Source organism: Nocardia amikacinitolerans (assembly GCF_900215415.1).
In the GTDB taxonomy this organism is placed as follows: domain Bacteria; phylum Actinomycetota; class Actinomycetes; order Mycobacteriales; family Mycobacteriaceae; genus Nocardia; species Nocardia amikacinitolerans.
Map to the genome: position 1 here is coordinate 1 of NZ_OBEG01000006.1, position 24,870 is coordinate 24,870.

2 protein-coding genes are annotated in these 24,870 nt (G+C 68.4%); both read left to right on the forward strand.

What is annotated here, in order from left to right; translation table 11 throughout:
• Positions 1–8,621, forward strand: an 8,621-nt coding sequence (locus CRP45_RS24680) for a type I polyketide synthase (RefSeq protein ID WP_143861536.1), incomplete at its 5' end; no start/stop codon positions are given.
• Positions 8,622–8,632: 11 nt separating this feature from the next.
• Positions 8,633–24,868 (forward strand): type I polyketide synthase, encoded by a 16,236-nt coding sequence (locus CRP45_RS24685; protein ID WP_097247222.1) that lies wholly within the window; start codon positions 8,633–8,635, stop codon positions 24,866–24,868.
• Positions 24,869–24,870: the final 2 nt, after the last annotated feature.

Sequence of the window (24,870 nt, forward strand, 5' to 3'; positions counted from 1 at the left end):
TGTCGCTCGAGGATGCGTGTGTGTTGGTGGCCGCGCGTGGTCGTTTGATGCAGGCGTTGCCTGCTGGTGGGGCGATGGTGGCTGTCGGTGCGTCCGAAGGTGATGTGCTGCCGCTGTTGACCGGTATCGATGGGGTGTCGATCGCAGCCGTCAACGGCCCGTCGTCGGTGGTGCTCTCTGGCGTCGAGGACGCGGTCCAGACTGTTGTCGACGCCTGTGTGGAACATGGGTGGCGGACGCATCGCCTGCGGGTCTCGCACGCGTTCCATTCGGCCTTGATGGAGCCGATGCTCGCCGAGTTCGCTTCGGTGGTCGAAGGTTTGGTGTTCGACCGCCCGAGCATCGCGCTGGTGTCGACGGTGACGGGTGCGCGGATCACCGAGGAGATGACCGATCCGGGGTACTGGGTCGGCCAGGTTCGTGACACGGTCCGTTTCGCCGATGCCGTTGCCGCGATGGCGGAGATGGGTGTGTCCCGGTTCGCCGAGGTCGGCCCCGACGCGGTGCTGACCCCGATGATCGCGCAGATCGCCGACTCCGGGCAGCTGACCGCGACTCCGGCGATCGTCCCCTTGGCGCGTCGGAGTCGGGCCGATGAGTCCGCGGTGTTGGGTGGGGTTGCCGCCCTGTTCGTGGCCGGTGCGGACGTGGACTGGGCCGGTCTCCATCCCGGCGGACGACGAATCGACCTGCCCACCTACGCCTTCCAGCACGAGCGGTTCTGGCTCGATCCCCGGCACATGCTGGCGAAGTCGTGGCTGGGCGCCGAACTGGGTGGGGTCGGCTCGGCCGGCCTGGACGCGGTGGAGCATCCGCTGCTCGCGGCGATGGTGTCGCATCCGGAGTCGGGTGAGGTGAGTTTCACCGGCCGGTGGTCGGTGGACTCGATGCGGTGGTTGGCCGACCACAGCGTGCTCGGCGTGGTGCTGCTGCCTGGCACCGGGTTCGTGGAGCTGGCGAGCTACGTCGGCGGCGTCCTCGGCTGCGAGGTGGTCGATGAGCTCGTCCTGCATACCCCGTTGACGATGCCCGCCGAGGGCAGCGTCGCGGTACAGGTCGTGGTGGCCGGCGCGGACGAGTCCGGTCGCAGGCGGCTGACCGTACATTCGCGGCAGACCGCCGAGGTGCCGTGGTCGCTGCACGCCGAGGGTGTTCTCGCACCGGGCGAGACGGCGGCCGATTTCGATCTGGCGGCGTGGCCGCCCGCGGGTGCGCAGCCGACTCCCCTCACGGGCGTCTACGACGAACTGTTCGATCTCGGGTACGGCTACGGCCCGTTCTTCCAGGGCTTGCAGGCGGCGTGGCGGCGCGGTGACGAGTTGTTCGCCGAGGTCACGCTGCCGGATCCGCAGGACGGCAACGGCTTCGGAGTTCATCCGGCGTTGCTCGACGCGGCGCTGCACGTCGGTATCGTGCACGGCCTTCGGGACGGTGTCGGCGACTTCCCTGCCCTGCCGTTCACCTGGAACCGCGTGGTGTTGCACGCTGCGGGCGCGGCTGCGGTGCGGGTTCGAATCGTGGTCGACGGCACCAGGTTCACCGTGCAGTTGGCCGATGACCATGGGCGCCCGGTGCTCTCGGTCGGCGCGCTGGTATCCCGACCGGTATCGGCCGATCGCCTGGGTGCCGACCGTGCCGCGGAATCCCTCTTCCGCGTGGATTGGAGCACTGTCGCCCCACCGGCGGCGCTCGCGGAGCCCGGCCGACTGGCTGCGCTCGGCTGGGGCCGAAGTTCCGGTGAAGTGCGTGGCTACGGCGACCTCGCGGCGCTGATCGCCGATCTGGACGCGAACCCGGACGCGGTCGTACCCGAGATCGTGCTGCTGGAGTGCCCGGTCGAGGACGGTGCGCCGCCGCAGGCCGCACGCAAGGTGGCGAACCGGGTCCTGGACACCGTCCAGGGTTGGCTGGCCGAAACTCGTTTCGCCGGTTCCCGTTTGGTGGTGACGACCAGAAACGCTGTGGCCGTGGACGATTCCGATTCGGTGCGGCTGGACCAAGCCCCCGTCTGGGGTTTGGTGCGCGCCGCGCAGGCGGAGAACCCGGGTCGTTTCCAGCTCCTCGACCTGGACGGCGACCACGATCCGGTCTCCGTCGCGACCGCGGCGATGGCCGCGGAACCGGAAGCCGCGCTGCGTGAGCAGGAAGTGCTGGTGCCGCGCTTCGGCCGCCACGCATCCGATGCGGTCGCTCGGCCGCTGCCCCCTGGCACGGTCCTGGTGACCGGAGGCACCGGCGGTCTGGGTGCGGTGATCGCCCGGCATTTGGTGACCGAACACGGTGTGCGCCAACTGATCCTGACGTCACGGCGTGGCCTGGATGCTCCAGGCGCTACGGAGCTGCGCGATGAGCTCGTCGAGCTCGGGGCGCAGGTCGCGGTCGCCGCTTGCGATGTGTCGGATCGGGCCGCGGTGGCCACACTGCTGGACGGCATCTCGGCCGAGCATCCGCTGGTGGGTGTCGTGCACGCGGCCGGAATCGCCGACAACGGTCTGATCGAGTCGATGACGCCGGACCGGCTCGGGAATGTCCTCGGGCCCAAGGCCGATGCCGCGTGGCATCTGCACGAGCTCACCCGGGACACAGCGCTGTCGCTGTTCGTACTGCTGTCCTCGGCGGGTGGGCTGGTGCTGGCCGCAGGCCAGGCCAACTACGCTGCGGCGAACGTCTTCCTCGACGCCCTCGCGACGCATCGTCGAGAACTCGGATTGCCAGCTACCGCAATCGATTACGGACTGTGGGCGCGGTCGACCGGTCTCGGTGCCGAGCTGTCCGAGGACGACTTCGATCGGATGCGGAGACTGGGCTTCCCGCCGTTGACCGAGGCCGAAGGCCTTGCGCTGTTCGATGCGGCGATCGCCGCCGAGGCGGCCCAGGTGGTGGCGCTGCGGGTCGACGCGGCTGTGCTGCGCACCCGGGGCGAGCAGATCCCCGCCTTGCTGCGGGCGATCGCACCCGCGCCCGTGCGCCGGGCGACTCGGACCGCGGCCGGGCAGGCGTTCGCGCAGCGGCTGGCCGGGCTCTCCGACACCGATCGCGCCGCCGCACTGCTCGAACTCGTCCGAGGCACCGCAGCGGAAACCCTCGGCCACGCCTCCGGCGCTGCCGTCGAGCCGCAACAGGCCTTCCAACAGCTGGGGTTCGACTCGTTGAGCGCCATCGAGTTCCGCAACAAGCTCAATACCGCCACCGGTCTGCAACTGCCCGCCACGCTGATCTTCGACTACCCCAACCCGCAGGTCGTCGCCGAGTTCATCGATGCGCAGTTCACCGGCACCAGCCAGGACATCGAAATCACCACTGGCACAGCCATCGGCGACGACCGGATCGCCGTGGTGGCGATGGGCTGCCGTTACCCGGGTGGCATCGCGTCGCCGGAGGATCTGTGGCGGCTGGTCGCCTCCGGTGGGGAGGCCATCGGAGAGCTGCCGGACGATCGGGGCTGGGATATCGACGGCATCTACGATCCCGAGCCAGGCAAGGCGGGTAAGACCTACACCCGACACGGCGGATTCCTGTACTCCGCAGCCGATTTCGACGCGGACTTCTTCGGGATCAGCCCGAACGAGGCGACGGTGATGGATCCGCAGCAGCGGGTGCTGCTCGAGGTCTCCTGGGAGGCGCTGGAACGCGCCGGTCTCGACCCCTCGGTGCTGCGCGGCAGTTCGACCGGCGTGTTCACCGGCGTCATGTACCACGACTACGCCCAGGGCGCGGGCACCGGCAACAACGCGGGCGGCAGCCTGGTCTCCGGTCGCATCGCCTACACGCTTGGTTTGGAAGGCCCTGCGGTTTCGGTGGATACGGCGTGTTCGTCGTCGCTGGTCGCCCTGCATCTGGCCGCGCAGTCGCTGCGCTCGGGTGAATGCGATCTGGCGTTGGCCGGTGGTGTGGCCGTGATGTCGGCACCGGATATGTTCCTCGAGTTCAGTCGCCAGCGTGGGTTGTCCCCGGACGGTCGCTGCAAGTCCTTCGCGGACGCGGCCGACGGTGTCGGCTGGTCCGAGGGCGCGGGTGTACTGGTGCTCGAGCGGTTGTCCGACGCCCGGCGCAACGGTCATCGGGTGCTCGCGGTGATCGCGGGTTCGGCGGTGAATCAGGATGGCGCGTCGAACGGTTTCGCCGCGCCGAACGGCCCGTCCCAGCGGCGGGTGATCCGCCAGGCTCTCGCCAATGCAGGGGTCTCGCCGGTCGACGTCGACGCGGTGGAGGCGCACGGCACCGGCACGACGCTGGGTGACCCGATCGAGGCGCAGGCGCTGATGGCCACGTACGGCCGAGATCGGGATGCCGCTCGGCCGTTGTGGTTGGGGTCGTTGAAGTCCAACATCGGTCACGCTCAGGCCGCCGCGGGTGTGGGTGGCGTGATCAAGATGGTCATGGCCATGCGGCACGGGCTGCTGCCGCAGACCCTGCACGTGGATCAGCCTTCTACGAAGGTGGATTGGTCCGAGGGTCAGGTCCGCCTGTTGACCGAGCCGGTGGCGTGGCCGGAGGCGGATCGGCCGCGTCGTGCGGCGGTGTCCTCGTTCGGTCTCAGCGGTACCAACGCGCACCTGATCATCGAACAGGCGCCCGTGGTGGACCTGGCTCCGGAGGTCGAGACCGCTCCGGTCGGCGGAGTGCTGCCCTGGGTGCTCTCCGCTCGCAGTGGAGCGGCGCTCGCCGATCAGGCTGCCCGCCTGGCAGCGCAGGTGGGCGACCACGAGGACGACCCGATCGATGTCGGCTTCTCCCTTGTCGATTCGAGGATGCTGTTCGATCACCGGGCCGTGGTCTTCGCGACCGACCGTGACGCGCTGCTGGCCGGAACGCATGCGCTGAGCAGGGACGAATCCCTTCCGGGTGTGGTGTCCGGTCGGGTGGTGACGGGGTCGACGGGTGTGGTGTTCTCGGGTCAGGGTGCGCAGTGGGCCGGTATGGCGGCCGAGTTGCGTGCGGTGTATCCGGTGTTCGCCGAGCACTTCGATGCGATTGTCGCGCAACTCGATCCGATGCTGGACCAGCAGATTGCGCTGAATACCGCTCTGTCGGACGAGGATTCGGTCGATCGGACGGTGTTCGCGCAGGCGGGGTTGTTCGCGTTCGAGGTGGCGCTGTTCCGGCTGCTCGAATCGTGGGGAGTCCGGGCCGACGTTGTGGCCGGTCACTCGATCGGTGAGGTTGCTGCCGCGCATGTGGCGGGTGTGTTGTCGCTCGAGGATGCGTGTGTTCTCGTGGCGGCGCGTGGTCGTTTGATGCAGGCGTTGCCTGCTGGTGGGGCGATGGTCGCTGTCGGTGCGTCCGAGGTAGACCTGCTGCCGTTGCTGTCCGGCGAGGTGTCGATCGCAGCGGTCAACGGCCCGTCGTCGGTGGTGCTCTCCGGAATCGAAGACGATGTGCTCGCGGTGGTCGCGAAGTGCACCGAACAGGGCTGGCGCACACACAGATTGCGTGTTTCGCATGCGTTCCATTCGGCGTTGATGGAGCCGATGTTGGCCGAGTTCGCCTCGGTGATCGAGGGTTTGACCTTCGGTCGGCCCACCATCCCGTTGGTGTCGACGGTGACCGGTGCTCGGATCACCGATGAGATGACCGATCCGGCGTACTGGGTCGGTCAGGTGCGGGACACGGTCCGGTTCGCCGATGCCGTTGCCGCGATGGCGGATATGGGTGTGTCCCGGTTCGCCGAGGTCGGACCGGACGCCGTGCTCTTCCCGATGGTCAACCAGATCATCGATGGGGCCACGGCGACCACGGCTCCGACGGTGGTGGCGCTGGCGCGTCGGGGCCAGGCGGACGCGTCCGCCGTGATGGCCGGGACGGCCGGGTTGTTCGTCACCGGCGCTCACGTCGATTGGGCTCGCCTGTACGCCGGCACCGGAGCTCGGCGTATCGACCTGCCCACCTACGCCTTCCAGCGTCAGCGCTATTGGATGGCCGCCGGCACGGCCACGGGTGGCGACGCCAGGTCGATGGGTTTCGCGGCCAGCGAGCACCCGCTGGTTTCGGCCGTGGTGTCGCAACCGGAGTCCGACGCGATCGCACTCAGCGGACGATTGTCGGTGCGGACGCAGCCCTGGCTGGCCGACCACGCGGTCATGGACACCGTGTTGTTCCCCGGCACCGGTCTGGTCGAACTCGCCATGCACGCCGGAGAACAGCTCGGCTGCGCGGTGCTCGACGAACTGGTACTGCGGGCGCCGCTGGTGCTGTCGGACGCGGCCGGGGTCGCCGTGCGGGTGGTGGTCGACGCCGAGGACGTGGCCGGTCGCCGTCGGGTGCGGATCTTCTCCCGCCTCGACGACACAGTCGAGACGCCGTGGACGTTGAACGCCGAAGGCGCGCTAGCACCGGAAGATGACAGTGCCGCAGTGGATCTGGTGTCGTGGCCGCCCGCGGACGCGGTCGCGGTGGATATCGACGGTGTCTACGACGCCCTCGATGCGCAGGGTTATCACTACGGTCCGGTGTTCCAGGCCCTGCGGGCGGTGTGGCGCGGAGCCGATGGGGTTTATGCCGAGGTCGAGCTGCCCGAGGCAGCGCGAGGCGAGGCGGGGCGGTTCGGTGTCCATCCGGCGTTGTTGGATGCGGCGTTGCACGCCTTGCGTTTTGCCGATGAAACCGGGTCGGAGGAGTCCGGCTTGGTGTTGCCGTTCGAGTGGTCGGGTGTGACGGTGCATGCGGCGGGGGCCGATGCGTTGCGCGTTCGGTTGACTCGTATCGGCGAGCGGGGGGTCGCGCTGGATTTGGCGGATTCGACCGGTGTCGCGGTGGCGACGGTGCGGCATTTGGCGTCTCGGCCGGTCGATGCCGCGCAGCTGACGGCGGGCACGTCGATTGCTCGCACTGCGGTCTTCGATGTGGACTGGACGCCGATCACGGTGTCCGAGAACGAGGTTGCCTCGGTGGCATGGGCGGATCTCGGAGACGTGGGAGAGCCCGTCCCACCGGCGGTGGTGCTGGACTGCCCGGCGGGAAATGACCCCGACACGGTTCGTGCCGCTACTCATGGTGTGTTGCAGGTGCTGCAATCCTGGTTCGCCGAGCCTCGGTTCGGTGAGTCGGTGTTGGTTGTTCGGACCGGTGGCGCGGTATCGGTGTCCGGGGAGGGTGTTTCGAATCTGGCCGGTGCCGCTGTCGGCGGCCTGGTTCGGGCCGCACAGACGGAGCATCCCGGCCGGATCGTGCTGATCGACAGCGATTCCGAGCTCGGCGGTCTGCTGGGCGGAATTCTGGCTGCCGGGGAACCACAGGTGGCCGTCCGCGCCGGGCGGGTGCATGCCGCGCGACTCGCGCGGGTCGTCGCCACCGACACTCCGGCCACCGGTTCCTTCGATCCGGACGACACCGTCCTGATCACCGGTGCCAGCGGCTACCTCGGTGGGTTGTTCGCCCGGCATCTGGTGGCCACGCGCGGTGTTCGCCGACTGTTGCTGCTGAGTCGACGCGGTGAATCGGCCACGGGTGCGATCGAACTGCGGGAGGAGCTGCGGCAGCTCGGCGCCGAGGTCGAGTTCGTCGCGTGTGATGTCGCCGATCGCGGCGCGCTCGCGCGGGTGCTGGTCGGTATCCCCGCCGACCACCCGCTGACCGGTGTGTTCCACATGGCCGGCGTGCTCGACGACGGTGCGATCGCTTCGCTGACTCCGGCCCGCATGGACGCGGTGTTCGGACCGAAGGTCGATGCGGCGCTGCACCTGCACGAACTGACCGCCGAGCTGCCGTTGCGGGCGTTCGTGCTGTTCAGTTCGGCGGCAGGTGCATTCGGTAATGCCGGCCAGGGCAACTACGCCGCGGCCAACGCTTGCCTGGACGCGTTGGCGGCGCACCGCAGGGCCTCCGGGCTGCCCGGCACCTCGCTGGCCTGGGGTCTGTGGAGTATGGACGGCGGTATGGCGGCGGAGCTCGGTGACACCGAGCGGCGCCGGATGTCCCGGTCGGGCATGCTGCCGCTGTCGCAGGAGCAGGGTCTGGCGCTGTTCGATGCGGCGACCGCGCTGGAGACGCCGGCCCCCATCCTTGCCCGCTTGGATCTCGAGGCCATGCGTGGCGCGGGATCCGAAGTGCCGGCGCTGTTTTCCGGGCTGGTCCCGCAGCGCCGGAAGGCAGGCGCGAATGCGTCGGCGGCGCTGCGGGCGCGGTTGGCGAGTACCCCCGACGGTGAACGCCTCGGCGTTCTGGTGGAGATCGTGCGCGGTCAGGTCGCGGCGATTCTGGGTCATCGGAATGCCCATGTGATCGCACCCGACCGGCCGTTCAGCGAGTTGGGCTTCGATTCGATCTCCGCTGTCGAGTTCCGCAACGCCCTCGCGACCGCGACAGGTTTGCGGTTGCCCGCGACCGCGGTGTTCGACTATCCGTCGCCGCAGGCGCTTGCCGAATACCTGGCAGGCCAGTTCGACGGCCATCGGGATGCGGAGCAGGTAACGGAGCTGTCGGAGAACAGCATTCGCAATGCCCTCCAGACGATCCCGCTCGCCCGTCTCCGCGAAGCGGGCCTGCTGGACGCCCTCATGAAACTCGCGAATGGCCAGGACAGCCAGGACGACACCGATCAGACCGTCACGGACGAGTCGATCGACGAGCTCGATATCGACGGCTTGATCGACCTGGCCTACAACAACTCCTCCGAGGACTGAAGGACCGATTGATGACCAAGCCCGACGACAACACTCAGAAGCTGGCTCAGGCCCTCCGTGTCTCGCTCAAGGAGACCGAGCGGTTGCGTGCCCGCAACCGCAAGCTCGAGTCGTCGCTTCGTGAGCCGATCGCGATCGTGGGTATGGCGTGTCGGTATCCGGGTGGGGTGCGTTCGCCGGAGGAGTTGTGGAACCTCGTTGCCGCGGGGACCGACGCGACGTCGGAGTTCCCGGCGAATCGCGGCTGGGACATCGAACGGTTGTACGACCCGACCGGTGAGACGCCTAACTCGGCATACACCCGCGAGGGCGGCTTTCTGCATGACGCAGGCGAATTCGATCCGGCGTTCTTCAACATCAGCCCCAATGAGGCGGCGCTGATGGATCCGCAGCAGTTTCTGCTGCTGGAGACATCATGGGAGGCGTTCGAGCGGGCCGGTCTCGATCCGGGTTCGTTGAAGGGCAGCCGGACCGGTGTGTGGGTCGGCATGATGTATCACGACTATCCGGCCAATGCGAATACGGGATCCATTGCCTCGGGCCGTGTTTCGTATGTGTTCGGTCTGGAGGGGCCATCGGTCACGGTGGACACGGCGTGTTCGTCGTCGCTGGTGGCGATGCATTCGGCCGCGGCGGCGTTGCGGTCGGGGGAGTGCGATCTTGCCTTGGCCGGTGGTGTCGCGGTGATGGCGACTCCGGAGACGCTCGTCGAGTTCAGCAGGCAGCGGGGTTTGTCGCCGGATGGCCGGTGTAAGTCCTTCGCGGACGCGGCAAATGGCGTCGGGTGGTCCGAGGGCGCGGGAATGTTGGTGTTGGAGCGGTTGTCCGACGCCCAGCGCAACGGTCACCACGTGCTCGCGGTGATGACCGGTTCGGCGGTGAATCAGGATGGTGCGTCGAATGGGTTGACCGCGCCGAATGGTCCGTCGCAGCGGCGGGTGATTCGTCAGGCGTTGGCCAATGCCGGTGTATCGCCGGTCGATGTCGATGTGGTGGAAGCCCATGGCACGGGTACGACTCTGGGTGACCCGATCGAGGCGCAGGCGCTGCTCGCCACGTATGGCCAGGAGCGTTCTGCGGATCGTCCTTTGTGGCTGGGATCGTTGAAGTCCAACATCGGTCATGCTCAGGCGGCGGCTGGTGTGGGTGGTGTGATCAAGATTGTCATGGCGATGCGCCATGGCACTCTGCCGAAGACGCTGCACGTCGATCGGCCGAGCACCAAGGTGGATTGGTCCGAGGGGCACGTGCGCTTGCTGACCGAACCCATGGCGTGGCCGGACGCGGGTCGGCCGCGTCGTGCGGGAGTCTCGTCGTTCGGTATCAGCGGCACGAATGCGCACGTCCTCATCGAGCAGGCGCCGGTGGCCGAACCGACAGTGGAACAGTCTCCAGAACGAGAGATTGTGCCGACGGGCGGGCTTCTGCCGTGGGCGGTCTCTGCGCGCGGTAGCGAGGCGCTGGCCGCACAGGCCGCCCGCTTGGCGTCTCATGTCGCTGATCAGGGCTTGGATCCAGCGGATGTCGGTTTCTCACTGGCGTCGACGCGTGCGGTGTTCGATCATCGCGCGGTCGTGGTGGCCGAGGATCGTGATGGGCTGCTGGCGGGTATGCGGGCCTTGGGGCGCGGCGAAACTGCTCCCGGTGTGGTGACCGGTCGGGTGGTGCCGGGTTCGACGGGTGTGGTGTTCTCGGGTCAGGGTGCGCAGTGGGCTGGTATGGCGGCCGAGTTGTGTGCGGTGTATCCGGTGTTCGCCGAGCAGTTCGATGCGATTGTCGCGGGGCTGGAGCCACTGCTGGGGCAGCAAATTCCCCTGAATGTGGCCTTGTCGGACGAGGATTCGGTCGATCGGACGGTGTTCGCACAGGCGGGGTTGTTCGCGTTCGAGGTGGCGTTGTTCCGTCTGCTCGAATCGTGGGGCGTGCGTGCGGATGTGGTGGCTGGTCACTCGATCGGTGAGATCGCTGCCGCGCATGTGGCTGGGGTGTTGTCGCTCGAGGATGCGTGTGTGTTGGTGGCCGCGCGTGGTCGTTTGATGCAGGCGTTGCCTGCTGGTGGGGCGATGGTGGCTGTGGGTGCGTCCGAGGGCGATGTGCTGCCGTTGTTGGCCGGTGTCGATGGGGTGTCGGTCGCGGCGGTGAATGGTCCGTCGTCGGTGGTGCTGTCCGGGGTCGAGGACGCAGTTGCCGCTCTGCTCGAGGCTTGTATTGAGCGTGGTTGGCGCACGCACCGTTTGCGGGTTTCGCATGCTTTTCATTCGGCGTTGATGGAGCCGATGTTGGCCGAGTTCGCCTCGGCGATCGAGGGTTTGGCCTTCGGTCGGCCCAGCATCCCGTTGGTGTCGACGGTGACTGGCGCTCGGATCACCGATGAGATGACCGATCCGGCGTACTGGGTCGGTCAGGTTCGTGACACGGTCCGTTTCGCCGATGCCGTTGCCGCGATGGCGGATATGGGTGTGTCCCGGTTCGCCGAGGTCGGCCCCGACGCGGTCCTGAGCCCGATGATCGCCCAGACTCTCGACGACGAGACCGCTGCGGTGGTGGCGTTGGCGCGCCGTGACAGTGCCGACGCGTCCACGCTGTTGGCTGGGGTGGCGGGGTTGTTCGTGGCCGGCGCCGAGGTGAACTGGGCCGGTCTCCACACCGGAGGTCGGCGCGTCGACCTGCCCACCTATGCCTTCCAGCATCAGCGTTTCTGGCTGGATCCCAAAGAAGCACTCACCATGTCGTGGCTGGGCGCCGAACTGGGCGGTGCAGGCTCGGTCGGGCTGGACGGGGTGGAGCATCCGCTGCTGGGTGCGGTGGTGCCGCATCCGGATTCGGGTGGCGTGAGTTTCACCGGCCGGTGGGCCGTGGACTCGGTCGAGTGGCTTGCCGACCACAGCGTGCTCGGCACCGTATTGCTGCCTGGCACCGGATTCGTCGAGCTGGCGAGTTACGTCGGCGGTGTGCTCGGTTGCGCCGTGGTGGACGAGCTGGTCTTGCAGGCCCCGTTGACGATGCCTGCCGAGGGCAGCGTCTCGGTACAGGTCGTGGTGACGGCGGCGGACGAGGTCGGTCGCAGGCGGTTGAGTGTGCATTCGCGGCAGGCCAGCGAGGGGCCGTGGTCGCTGCACGCCGAAGGTGTGCTCGCACCCGACGAGGTGGTGGCCGATTTCGATCTTGCCGCGTGGCCGCCGACCGGTGCCGAGCCCCTTGGCATCGACGGCGTCTACGACGAGCTGCTCGACATCGGGTACGGCTACGGCCCGTTCTTCCAGGGGCTGCAGGCGGCGTGGCGGCGCGGTGACGAGTTGTTCGCCGAGGTCGCGCTGCCGGATGCGCAGGACGGCAAGGGATTCGGCATCCATCCCGCACTGTTCGACGCGGCGCTGCACGCCGGGATCGTGCACGGTATGCGTGGCGGTGTCGAGGGCTTCCCGGCGCTGCCGTTCACCTGGCACCGGGTGGTGCTGCATGCGGCCGGTGCGAGCGCGGTGCGGGTGCGCATCGTGGTCGACGGCACCAGGTTCGCGCTGCAGTTGGCCGACGAGCAAGGCGGGCCGGTGATGTCGGTGGGGGCCTTGGTTTCTCGGCCGGTGTCGGCCGATCGCCTCCAGGCGGATCGGGTGGATGATGCCCTCTACGGCGTGGAGTGGGTCGCGGCCGCGCCCTCGCAGGCGAGCGTCGAGCCGGGCCGGGTGGCGGTACTGAACGGTGACCTCGCGGCGCTGATCACCGAGTTGGATGGGGCCGGGGCAACGGATGTTCCGGAGACCGTGCTGTGGGAGATCCCCGTCCACGACGGTGCGCCGCCGGAGGCCGCCCGCCGGATCGCGATCGGTGTGCTCGACACACTGCGGGGTTGGCTGGCCGAACCGCGTTTCGCCGGTTCGCGTTTGGTGGTGCTGACCAGACGTGCGGTGGCCGTTGACGACTCGGAGCGGGTGGATCTGGGTCAGGCGCCGGTGTGGGGTCTGCTGCGTGCCGCGCAAGCGGAGCATCCTGGCCGATTCCAGCTGCTCGACCTGGATCGGGACGAGGATCGTGACGCGCACGCCATCGCCGCTGTGGCCGCGACGGTCGCGCTGGAACCCGAGGCCGCGCTACGTGGTTCGACACTGCTCGTGCCGCGATTGAGTCGTCACGCACCTGGTTCGAAGCTTCGGTTGTCCGAGCCGGGCACGGTGCTGGTGACCGGTGGTACGGGTGGTCTGGGTGCGGTGATCGCTCGGCACTTGGTGGTCGGACATGGTGTGCGTCATCTGCTTTTGACGTCTCGGCGTGGCATGGATGCCCCTGGTGCAGCGGAGCTGCGTGCGGAGCTGGCTGAACTCGGTGCCGAGGTGACTGTTGCCGCGTGTGATGTGTCGGATCGGTCTGCGCTTGCCGCGTTGCTGGACGGCATTTCGGCAGAACAACCGCTGGTCGGTGTGGTGCACGCGGCGGGTACGGCGGACAACGGTCTGGTGGAGTCGATTACGGCCGAGCGGGTCGATTATGTGTTCGGGCCCAAGGTCGATGCGGCGTGGCATCTGCACGAGCTGACTCGTGACGCCGCGTTGTCGCTGTTCGTCTTGGTGTCGTCCGCGGGCGGGTTGGTGCTTGCCGCCGGGCAAGCGAACTACGCCGCGGCGAACGTGTTCCTTGATGCCCTTGCCGCACATCGTCACAGCCTGGGATTGCCGGCAACAGCCATCGACTACGGGTTGTGGGCGCGATCGACCGGGCTCGGTGTCGAGCTGTCCGAGGCCGAATTCGATGTGCTGCGCCGACAGGGTTTCCCGCCGATCTCCGAGGCTGAGGGTCTCGCGCTGTTCGATTCCGCGATCGCCACCGATACCCCGCAGCTGGTGGCGCTGCGGATCGATCGGGCGGTGCTCCGGACGCGGGGCGAGCTGATCCCGGCCCTGGTCCGCGGCCTCGTGCCGACCCCGGTGCGCCGCGCCAACCACGGCGCGGCTGGTCAGGCTTTCGCCCGAAAGCTGGCCGGTTTGTCGGACGCGGATCGTGCGCGGGCTTTGCTCGATCTCGTCCGTTCGGTGGCCGCCGCGACTTTGGGGCATGCGTCGGTGGATGCTGTGGAGCCGCAGCAGGCGTTCCAGCAGCTCGGTTTCGATTCGTTGAGTGCGGTCGAGTTCCGCAACAAGCTGAATGCCGCGACGGGTCTGCAACTGCCAGCGACGCTGGTCTTCGACTACCCCAACCCGCAGGTCGTCGCCGAGTTCATCGATTCCCAACTCGCAGGCACGAGCCAGGATGTCGCGGTCACTGCCAGCCGGGTGGCCGGCGACGATCCGATCGCGGTGGTGGCGATGAGCTGCCGCTACCCGGGTGGTGTCGCGTCTCCCGAAGACCTGTGGAGGCTGGTTGCCGAAGGCATGGACACCACGGGTGACCTGCCGTCGGATCGTGGCTGGGATCTCGAGGGTATCTACGATCCGGAGCCCGGTAAGGCGGGCAAGACCTACACGCGACAGGGTGGATTCCTCTACGACGCGGCGGATTTCGATGCGGACTTCTTCGGGATCAGTCCCAACGAGGCGACGATGATGGATCCGCAGCAGCGGTTGCTGCTGGAGATCTCGTGGGAGGCGCTGGAGCGGGCCGGTGTGGATCCCGGTGTGCTGCGGGGCAGTTCGACCGGTGTGTTCACGGGCGTCATGTATCACGACTACGCCCAGGGGACCGGCAACAGCGTCGCAGGCAGCCTGGTGTCCGGTCGCATCGCCTACACGCTTGGCTTGGAAGGTCCCGCGGTGTCGGTGGATACGGCGTGTTCGTCGTCGCTGGTGGCCATGCATTTGGCGGCCCAGTCGCTGCGGTCGGGCGAGTGTGATCTGGCGTTGGCCGGCGGTGTCGCGGTGATGTCCACCCCGGAGATGCTCGTCGAGTTCAGCAGGCAGCGGGGTTTGTCGCCGGATGGTCGGTGTAAGTCGTTCGCGGATGCGGCCGATGGTGTCGGGTGGTCCGAAGGCGCCGGAATGTTGGTGTTGGAGCGGTTGTCCGATGCGCGTCGTAATGGTCATGAAGTGCTCGCGGTGATCGCTGGTTCGGCGGTGAATCAGGATGGTGCGTCGAATGGTTTCTCGGCGCCGAATGGTCCGTCGCAGCGGCGGGTGATTCGTCAGGCGTTGGCCAATGCCGGGGTGTCGCCGGTCGAAGTCGATGTGGTGGAAGCTCACGGTACTGGTACGACTTTGGGTGATCCGATCGAGGCGCAGGCGCTCTTGGCGACGTATGGCCAAGCTCGTGATGCGGATCGTCCGCTGTGGCTCGGATCGCTGAAGTCCAACATCGGTCACGCCCAAGCGGCGGCTGGTGTCGGTGGTGTGATCAAGATGATCATGGCGATGCGCCACGGTGTGCTGCCCATGACGCTGCATGTCGACCGGCCGAGCACGAAAGTCGATTGGTCCGAAGGGCATATCCGCCTGCTGACGGAGCCGGTTGCGTGGCCCGACGTGGATCGGCCGCGTCGCGCGGGTGTCTCCTCGTTCGGCCTCAGCGGCACGAACGCCCACCTCATCGTCGAACAGGCGCCTGCGGCCGACCCGGTTCCGGTGGTCGAGTCCGCGCCGACTGGCGGGGTGCTGCCGTGGGTGGTCTCGGCGCGCAGTGCCGAGGCACTGGCGGAGCAAGCCCGGCGACTGGCCTCCCATGTCGGCGACCACCATTCGATCGACATGGGATTCTCGCTCGCCACCTCGCGCGCGTTGTTCGAGCATCGTGCCGTGGTGTTCTCGCCCGAGGACGACGCCCTGCGGGCCGGTATCCAGGCCCTCGGGCGCGGCGAAATCGTTCCGGGTGTGGTGACCGGCCGCGTGGCGTCGGGATCGACGGGTCTGGTGTTCTCGGGTCAGGGTGCGCAGTGGGCCGGTATGGCGACCGAGTTGTGTGCGGTGTATCCGGTGTTCGCCGAGCACTTCGACGGGATCGTCGCGAAGCTGGATCCGCTTCTGGAGCAGCCGGTTTCGCTGGCCACCGCGTTGTCGGACGAGATTTCGATCGATCGGACGGTGTTCGCGCAGGCGGGGTTGTTCGCGTTCGAGGTGGCGTTGTTCCGTCTGCTCGAATCGTGGGGTGTGCGTGCGGATGTGGTGGCTGGTCACTCGATCGGTGAGGTAGCTGCCGCGCATGTGGCTGGGGTGCTGTCGCTCGAGGATGCGTGTGTGTTGGTGGCCGCGCGTGGTCGCTTGATGCAGGCGTTGCCTTCGGGTGGGGCGATGGTCGCCGTCGGCGCCTCGCGGGCGGACGTGACACCGCTGCTGACCGAGGGAGTGTCGATCGCGGCGGTGAACGGTCCGTCGTCGGTGGTGATCTCCGGTGTGGAAGCCGATGTCATGGCTACCGCCGAGGCTTGTGCCGAGCGTGGTTGGCGGACACATCGATTGCGGGTCTCGCACGCCTTCCATTCGGCCTTGATGAACCGGATGCTGGCCGAGTTCGCCTCGGCGATCGAGGGTTTGACCTTCGGTCGGCCCACCATCCCGCTGGTGTCGACCGTGACCGGCACCCGGATCACCGAAGAGATGACCGATCCGGCGTACTGGGTCGGCCAGGTCCGGGACACCGTCAATTTCGCGGATGCCGTTGCGGCGATGGCGGATATGGGTGTGTCCCGGTTCGCCGAAGTCGGCCCCGACGCGGTGCTGACCCCGATGGTCGCGCAGACTCTCGACGACGAGGCCGCCGTGGCGGTCGCGTTGGCGCGCCGTGACCGTGCCGACGCGTCCACGGTGGTGGGTGGGATCGCCGGATTGTTCGTCGCCGGCGCCGAGGTGAACTGGGCCGGTTTCTACGCCGGGACGGGGGCGCGGCGCATCGACCTGCCCACCTACGCCTTCCAGCACCGGCGCTACTGGATATCCGAAGGTGCCGCGGGCAAGGGCGACGCCCGGTCGATGGGTCTCGTCGCGACCGGTCACCCGCTGGTGTCGGCGGTGGTGTCGCAACCGGATTCCGATGTGGTCGCCGTCAGCGGCCGATTGTCGGTGCGGACGCAGCCCTGGTTGGCCGACCACCGGGTCATGGACACCGTGTTGTTCCCCGGCGCCGGGCTCGTCGAACTCGCACTGCACGCCGGTGAGCGGGTGGGCTGCTCGAGCCTGGACGAGCTGATTCTGCGTGCCCCGCTGGTGTTGCCGGAGTCCGGTGGTGTCGCGGTGCGGGTCGTAATCGGCGCCGCGGACGAGGGACGCCGCGGGGTGCGGATCTTCTCCCGCCCCGACGACGACGCCGAACCGGAGACGTCGTGGACTTTGCACGCCGAAGGTGTCCTCGTGTCGGGAGCCGACGACACACCGGCGGACCTTGCGCAGTGGCCGCCCGCCGACGCCATCGCGGTTCCCGTCGAGGACCTCTACGACTCTCTCGATGCGCAGGGCTATCATTACGGTCCGGTGTTCCAGGCGCTCCGGGCGGTGTGGCGCGGAGCCGATGGGCTCTATGCCGAGGTCGAGTTGCCAGAGGCGGCGCGAGGCGATGCGGAACGGTTCGGTGTGCATCCAGCGTTGTTGGATGCTGCATTGCACGCCTTGCGTTTCGCCGATGAAGCCGGGTTGGAGGGATCCGGTCTGGCGTTGCCATTCGAGTGGTCGGGTGTCACTGTGCATGCGGCGGGGGCCGATGCGTTGCGCGTTCGGCTCACTCGAATCGGTGAACGCGGAGTCGCACTGGATTTGGCGGACTCGACCGGTGCTGCGGTGGCGACGGTGCGGCACTTGGCGTCTCGGCCGATCGATCCCGCACAGCTGACCGCGGGCACATCGATTACCCGCACCGCCGTCTTCGATGTGAGCTGGACACCGATCACGGTGAGCGAGAACGAGATCGCCTCGGTGGCATGGGCGGATCTCGGGGACATGGGGGAGCAGGTCCCGCAGGCAGTGGTGCTGGACTGCCCGGCGGGCAATGATCCTGCGTCCGTTCGTGCCGCTACCCATCGGGTTTTGGAAGCACTGCACTCCTGGATTGCCCAGCCTCGGTTCGGTGATTCGGTGTTGGTGGTCAGGACCGGTGGTGCGATATCGGTGTCCGGGGAGGATATTTCGAATCTGGCCGGTGCCGCTGTCGGCGGCCTGGTCCGTTCGGCACAGGCCGAAGGGCTCGGCCGAATCGTGTTGGTGGATACCGATTCCGAGCTCGGCGGTCTGCTCGGCGGGATTCTCGCGTCGGAGGAACCGCAGGTGGCGGTGCGTGACGGGCAGGTGTACAGAGCGCGACTCGGGCGGGTCGTCGCCACCGACGCTCCGGTGATCGGTTCCTTCGATCCGGACGAGACCGTCCTGATCACCGGTGCCAGCGGCTTCCTCGGTGGGCTGTTCGCCCGGCACCTGGTGAACGCCCATGGCGTGCGCCGTCTGCTGCTGCTCAGCAGGCGCGGCGAATCCGGTCCCGGCGCAACGGCATTGCGAGAAGAGTTGCAGCGGCTCGGTGCCGAGGTCGAGTTCGTCGGATGCGATGTCGCCGATCGCGGCGCGCTCGCCGAAGTGCTCGCCACTGTTCCTGCCGCACAACGGCTTACGGGCGTCTTCCACCTCGCCGGTGTGCTCGACGACGGTGCGATCGCATCGCTGAGTCCGGAGCGGATGGACGCGGTGCTTGCCCCGAAGGTCGACGCCGCACTGCACCTGCACGAGCTGACCGCCGACCTGCCGTTGAAGGCGTTCGTGCTGTTCAGCTCGGTCGCCGGTGCGTTCGGAAGCCCCGGTCAGGGCAACTACGCCGCGGCCAACGCCTGCCTCGACGCGCTGGCCGCGCACCGCAGGGCCTCCGGGCTGCCCGGCCTATCGCTGGCCTGGGGGCTGTGGAGCACGGACGGAGGTATGGCCGCTGAGCTCAGCGACGTCGACCGGCGCCGGATGTCCCGGTCGGGCCTGCTGCCGCTGTCGGCGGACCAGGGTCTCGCCCTGTACGACGCCGCGACGGCAATGGACACGGCGGCCCTCGTCCTCGCCAGGGTGGATCTGGATGCCATGCGCTCCGCGGAATTCACAGCGCCCGCGCTGTTCTCCGCACTGGTCCCGCAGCGCCGCAAGGCCGCCTCGGGTGCGTCGGCGGCGTTGCGTGCTCGGCTGTCGAGCACTCCCGACGGCGAGCGTTTCGACGTGCTGCTGGAGATCGTGCGCGGTCAGATCGCCACCGTCCTCGGCCACGAGAACATGAACGCGGTGGCAGCGGACCGGGCCTTCAACGAGTTGGGCTTCGATTCGATCACCGCTGTCGAATTCCGTAATGCGCTGAAGGCCGCCACCGGTCTGACGCTGCCCGCGACCTTGGTGTTCGACTACCCCACACCCGAGGCTTTGGCGCGGTACCTGGCCGACGAGTTCGCCGGGACGAGCCGCGATGTCGAGGTCACTGCCGTCAGGGCTGTCGACGGCGACCCGATCGCCGTGGTCGGCATGGCCTGCCGCTACCCCGGAGGGGTGACGTCCCCGGAAGAACTCTGGGAACTCGTGCGCACCGGCCGGGACGCGATATCGACGTTCCCGGTCGACCGAGGCTGGGACCTCAACGGCATCTACGATCCGGAACCCGGCCGCGCGGGCAAGTCCTACACGCGCGAGGGCGGATTCCTGCACACCGCTGCCGATTTCGACGCCGACTTCTTCGGAATCGGCCCCAACGAAGCGGTGATGACGGATCCGCAGCAGCGGCAACTGCTCGAAACTACGTGGGAGGCTTTGGAGCGCGCGGGTGTGGATCCCGCTGTGCTGCGCGGTAGTTCGACCGGCGTCTTCACCGGCGTCATGTACCACGACTACGCCCAGGGGACCGGCAACAGCGCGGCAGGCAGCCTGGTGTCCGGTCGCATCGCCTACACCCTCGGTTTGGAGGGCCCGGCCGTGTCGGTGGACACGGCGTGCTCGTCGTCTTTGGTGACAATGCATTTGGCGGCGCAGTCGCTGCGGTCGGGTGAATGCGATCTGGCGTTGGCCGGTGGCGTGACGGTGATGGCGACTCCGGAAACTCTGGTGGAGTTCAGTCGGCAGCGCGGTTTGTCGCCGGATGGCCGCTGCAAATCCTTCGCGGACGCGGCCGATGGTGTCGGTTGGTCCGAGGGCGCCGGAATGCTGGTGCTCGAGCGGCTGTCCGATGCCCGCCGCAACGGCCATGAAGTGCTCGCGGTGATCGCCGGTTCGGCGGTGAATCAGGATGGTGCGTCGAACGGGTTGACGGCGCCGAACGGTCCCTCGCAGCGACGCGTGATCCGGCAGGCGTTGGCCAATGCCGGTGTGTCGCCGACCGATGTCGATGTGGTGGAAGCCCATGGCACCGGTACGACTCTGGGCGATCCGATCGAGGCCCAGGCCCTTTTGGCCACCTATGGGCAGGGTCGCGATGCGGATCGGCCACTGTGGCTCGGTTCGTTGAAGTCGAATATCGGTCACGCCCAGGCCGCCGCCGGTGTCGGTGGTGTGATCAAGATGGTCATGGCGATGCGCCACGGACTGTTGCCGAAGACCCTGCATGTCGATGCGCCCAGCACCAAAGTCGATTGGTCCGAAGGACATATCCGCTTGCTGACCGAGTCGGTGGCGTGGCCGGAGGTGGATCGACCGCGTCGTGCGGGTGTCTCCTCGTTCGGTATCAGCGGCACCAACGCCCACGTCATCATCGAACAGGCTCCGGCGCCGACGGCGCCGCCGGAGCCGGTGGTCAAGTCCGCGCCTGCGGGCGGGCTGCTGCCATGGACCGTCTCGGCTCGCAGTGCCGAGGCACTGGCCGCGCAGGCCGACCGCTTGGCATCGCGTGTGGGCGAACACGATCCGATCGATATCGGCTTCTCGCTGGCGTCGACACGCGGTGTTTTCGAGCATCGCGCTGTGGTGATGGCCGGTGACCGTTCGGGGCTGTTGGCAGGTGTCGGGGCCTTGGCGGCCGGTGCGCAGGCGCCCGGTGTGGTGACCGGCCGCGTGCTGGCGGGTTCGACGGGTGTGGTGTTCTCGGGTCAGGGCGCGCAGTGGGCAGGCATGGCCGCAGAGCTGCGGGCGGCCTTCCCGGTCTTCGGCAACCACTTCGACGCGATCGTCGCCGAGCTCGATCCGCTGCTGAAGCAGCCTGTTTCGCTGAGCACGGCATTGGCGGACGCCGATCTGGTCGACCGGACCGTGTTCGCGCAAGCGGGTCTGTTCGCCTTCGAGGTGGCGTTGTTCCGGCTGCTCGCATCATGGGGCGTGCGCGCGGATGTGGTGGCCGGTCACTCGATCGGCGAGGTCGTCGCCGCGCACGTGGCCGACGTGCTGTCGCTGACGGACGCCTGTGTGTTGGTGGCCGCGCGTGGTCGGTTGATGCAGGCGCTGCCCTCGGGTGGCGCGATGGTCGCCGTGGGCGCCTCCGAGGCCGATGTTCGGCCGCTGCTGACCGGTATGGTGTCGATCGCGGCGGTCAACGGCCCGTCGTCGGTGGTGCTCTCCGGTGTCGAAGCCGACGTCGTCGCCCTCGCCGAGGCCTGTGCCGAACACGGTTGGCGCACACACCGACTCCGGGTTTCGCACGCGTTCCATTCGGCATCGATGGACCCGATGCTGGCCGAATTCGCCACGGCGATAGCGGGTTTGACGTTCGCACGCCCGCGTATCCCGCTGGTGTCCACCGTGACCGGCGCCCGGGTCGCCGACGAGATGTCGGATCCGTCGTACTGGGTCGGTCAGGTCCGGGACACCGTGCGGTTCGCGGACGCCGTCGCGGTGATGGCGGGTCTAGGTGTGGCCAGGTTCGCCGAGGTCGGCCCCGACGCGGTGCTGACCCCGATGATCGCCCAAACCCTTGACACCGCAACGACTGTCGCGCTGTCCAAACGTGACTCCGCGGACCCCGCGACCGTGCTGACCGGCCTCGCCCGACTGCACGTCTCGGGTGCGACGGTCGATTGGACGAGCTACTACACCGGCACCGGCGGCACGAAGATCGACCTACCCACCTACAGCTTCCAGCACCGCCGCTTCTGGTCCACCGGCCCGCTGCACACCGGGGAGGCGCACGCACTCGGCCTGCGCTCCACCGACCATCCGATGCTGGGCGCCCTGGTGGCGCAGCCGGAGAGCGGCGGCGTCCGATTCACCGGCCGCCTGTCCACGAGCACCCATCCCTGGCTGGCCGATCACGACGTGCTCGGCACGGTGTTGCTGCCGGGCACCGGATTCGTCGAACTGGCCGCCCACGCGGGCGACCAGGTCGACTGCCCGGAGCTGGCGGAACTCACCCTGCTCGCGCCACTGGTGTTCCAGGGGCAGGGCGGCGCCGACATCCAGGTGATCGTCGGCGACGGCGACGACACCGGCCGCAGGCGGCTCGACATCTACTCCCGGCGGGACGACGACGATCCGTCGGCGCCGTGGACGCACCACGCGCAGGGCACGGTGAGTCCGACCCGGGAAGCCGAAACACCGGACGGCTGGACGGACTTCGCGCAGTGGCCACCGGCCGGTGCCACGGACATCGAGCTGGCAGGCGCCTACGACGTACTCGCCGACCACGGCTACAACTACGGGCCCGCCTTCCGCGGACTGGGAACCATGTGGCGGCGCGGTGACGACCTCTTCGCCGAGGTCGCGCTGCCCGAATCGACCGCAACCCAGGGCTACGGCATGCACCCGGCGCTGTTGGACGCGGCCATGCACGCGCTGTCCTTCGGCCTCCCGCAGGGCGTGGACGAGCAGGCCGAGCGGCCCACCCTGGTGCCGTTCGCCTGGTCCTCGGTGCGGGTGCACGCCGACGGCGCCCGGCGGGTGCGGGTTCGATTGTCCTGGCTGAACCAGGGCGAGGTCGCCTTGGCGATCGCCGATGCCGGTGGGTCGCCGCTGTTGTCCGTCGGGTCGCTCGCGCTGCGCCCGATGTCGCTCGAATTGCTCTCGGCCGCAACTCGTTCCGCACCGGACGGGCGGTACGAGGTGAGCTGGCGGCCCGGTCCTGAACTGGGCTCGGCGGGTTCGTGGGCCGAGTGGGGGTCGTCCGAGTCGGCCTCGGTCGTGGTGTTCCGTCCCCCGGTCGACGGCGCCGACGAGCCGGTCCGATTGCGTACCGCGCTGCATCGGACACTCGTGGTCGTGCAGGAGTTCCTGCGCGAGCAGCGTTACGCGGCAAGCACTTTGGCGGTCGTCGCCGACGCCTCGTCTGGCCCGGCCGCGGCTGCGGTGTGGGGCCTGGTGCGCGCGGCGCAAACGGAGCATCCCGGGCGCATCGTGCTCGTCGAGGCCGCAGCCGAGATCACCGCGGATCACTCTGCCGCCGCGGCGATGTCGGGCGAACCGGAACTGGCGGTCCGGGAGGATGGGACGTGGGTGCCGCGGCTGGTGCGTGCCGCGCTACCCGAGTCGGCCGCGCGGGCGCCGTGGGATCCGGAACGGACGGTACTGATCACCGGCGGCACCGGCGGAATCGGCCGTCACCTTGCCAGACACCTGGTGAGCGAGCACGGTGTGCGGCACCTGCTGCTGGCCGGGCGCCGCGGACCGGATGCCGCCGCGGATCTCGTCGCGGAACTGACCGATCTCGGTGCCAGGGTGCGGGTGGTCGCCTGCGATGTGGCGGACCGAAACGCGTTGCGAGAACTGCTCGCTTCGGTCCCGGCCGAGCATCCGCTGGGTGCGGTCGTGCACGTCGCGGGCGTTGCCCACAACGGGATGGTCGAGACACTGACGCCCGAGCAGATCGACTACTCCCTCGCCGCCAAGGCCGACGCGGCCTGGTATCTGCACGAGCTCACCCGGCCTGCCGGGCTGTCCGCCTTCGTGCTGATCTCCTCGGTCGCGGGCTCCATCCTGCCCGCAGGCCAGGGCGGCTACGCGGCGGCCAACGTATTCCTCGACGCGCTCGCCACCCACCGGCACGCCGAAGGCCTGCCCGCTACCGCGCTCGCCTACGGGCTGTGGGATATCGAAACGGGCCTGTCGCAGTGGCTCGGCGAGGCAGACCGGCAGCGCATGCGCCGCCAGGGTCTGCCGCCACTCGCCGCGCACAAGGCGCTCGAATTGTTCGATGCCGCAGTGGCTTCGGCGGCTCCGGTGAGCATCCTGACCGAGATCGACCTGCCCGCCCTGCGAGCTCGGGATGTGGTGCCCGCGCTGCTGCGCGATCTGGCCAAGCGAGCAGGGCGGCGACAGAGCGCGGGAGCCAAGGACGCGAGCGCACTGCGCAGGCAGCTCGCACAGCTCCCGGAGTCCGAGCAAGAAGAGTGGCTCCGCAAGCACATTCTCGAGACCGCTGCCAGGCTGCTGGGTCATGAGAGCGTCGACGCGCTCGACCCGGAGCGGGACTTCCTCGAATCGGGCTTCGACTCACTGGCCGCCATGGAGCTGCGGACCAGGCTCAACGCGTCCACCGGTCTGACGCTGCCGACGGCCGCGATCTTCGACCACAAGACGCCGGCGGCGCTGGCTCGATACCTGCGGACGGAACTCGCCGCGACCGCACGACGCGGCGATGCGCCTGCCGCCGAGGACGACTCGCTGTACGGGATGTTCCGTGGCGCGGTGGAGAGCGGCCGGTTCGTCCAGGCCTTCGACCTGTTGCGGGTGACGGCGGAGCTGCGCGAACAGTTCACCGCCGCACCGGAACCGGACCGGCTGCCGGTGCCGACGCGGCTCGCCGCGGGATCCGCGCTGCCGCGGATCATTTGCCTCACACCGCCGCTGGCGACCGGGGGCGCGCATCAGTACGCCCGTATCGCCTCGCACCTGGGCGGTGCGCGGGACATCGTGGCGGTGTCGCCGATCGGCTGCCGAAAGGGAGAGCCACTTCCGGCGACGCCGACGGCGGCCGCGGAAGCCATCGCGCGCTCCGTCCTCGCGGCGGCGCAGGGAGAACCGTTCGTTCTGCTCGGCTACTCCTCGGGCGGCCTGCTGGCCTACCGCGTCACCGAGCACCTGGAAGCGGCCGGTGGCCCAGCGCCCGCAGGCGTGGTGATGCTGGACACCTACAAGGTGCACGACGACGGCAATTGGTTGCTGCGAGCGATGGCCGAACACATGGTGTCGGACGAAGCCACCTTCGGTCGCTTCGACCGGGATCGGTTGACGGGTATGGGCCGGTACGTGCAACTGCTACAGCAGATGATGCCCGGCTCCGTCACCACGCCCACGCTGTTCATCCAGTGCGCCGAGAGCTTCCTGGGTAGCTCGTCGGATCGCGTGGACTGGCGGGCCGAGCCGTGGGATCCGGCGCACACCGTTGTTTCGGTTGCGGCCGACCACTTCTCGATCCTCGAGGACGGTTCGGCCGATGTCGCCGAAGCGATCGAGGGCTGGCTCGCGCGCTAGGA

Coding starts and splice junctions, on each gene's coding strand:
- CRP45_RS24685 (WP_097247222.1), top strand. CDS start 8,633: ATGACCAAGCCCGACGACAACACTCAGAAGCTGGCTCAGGCCCTCCGT.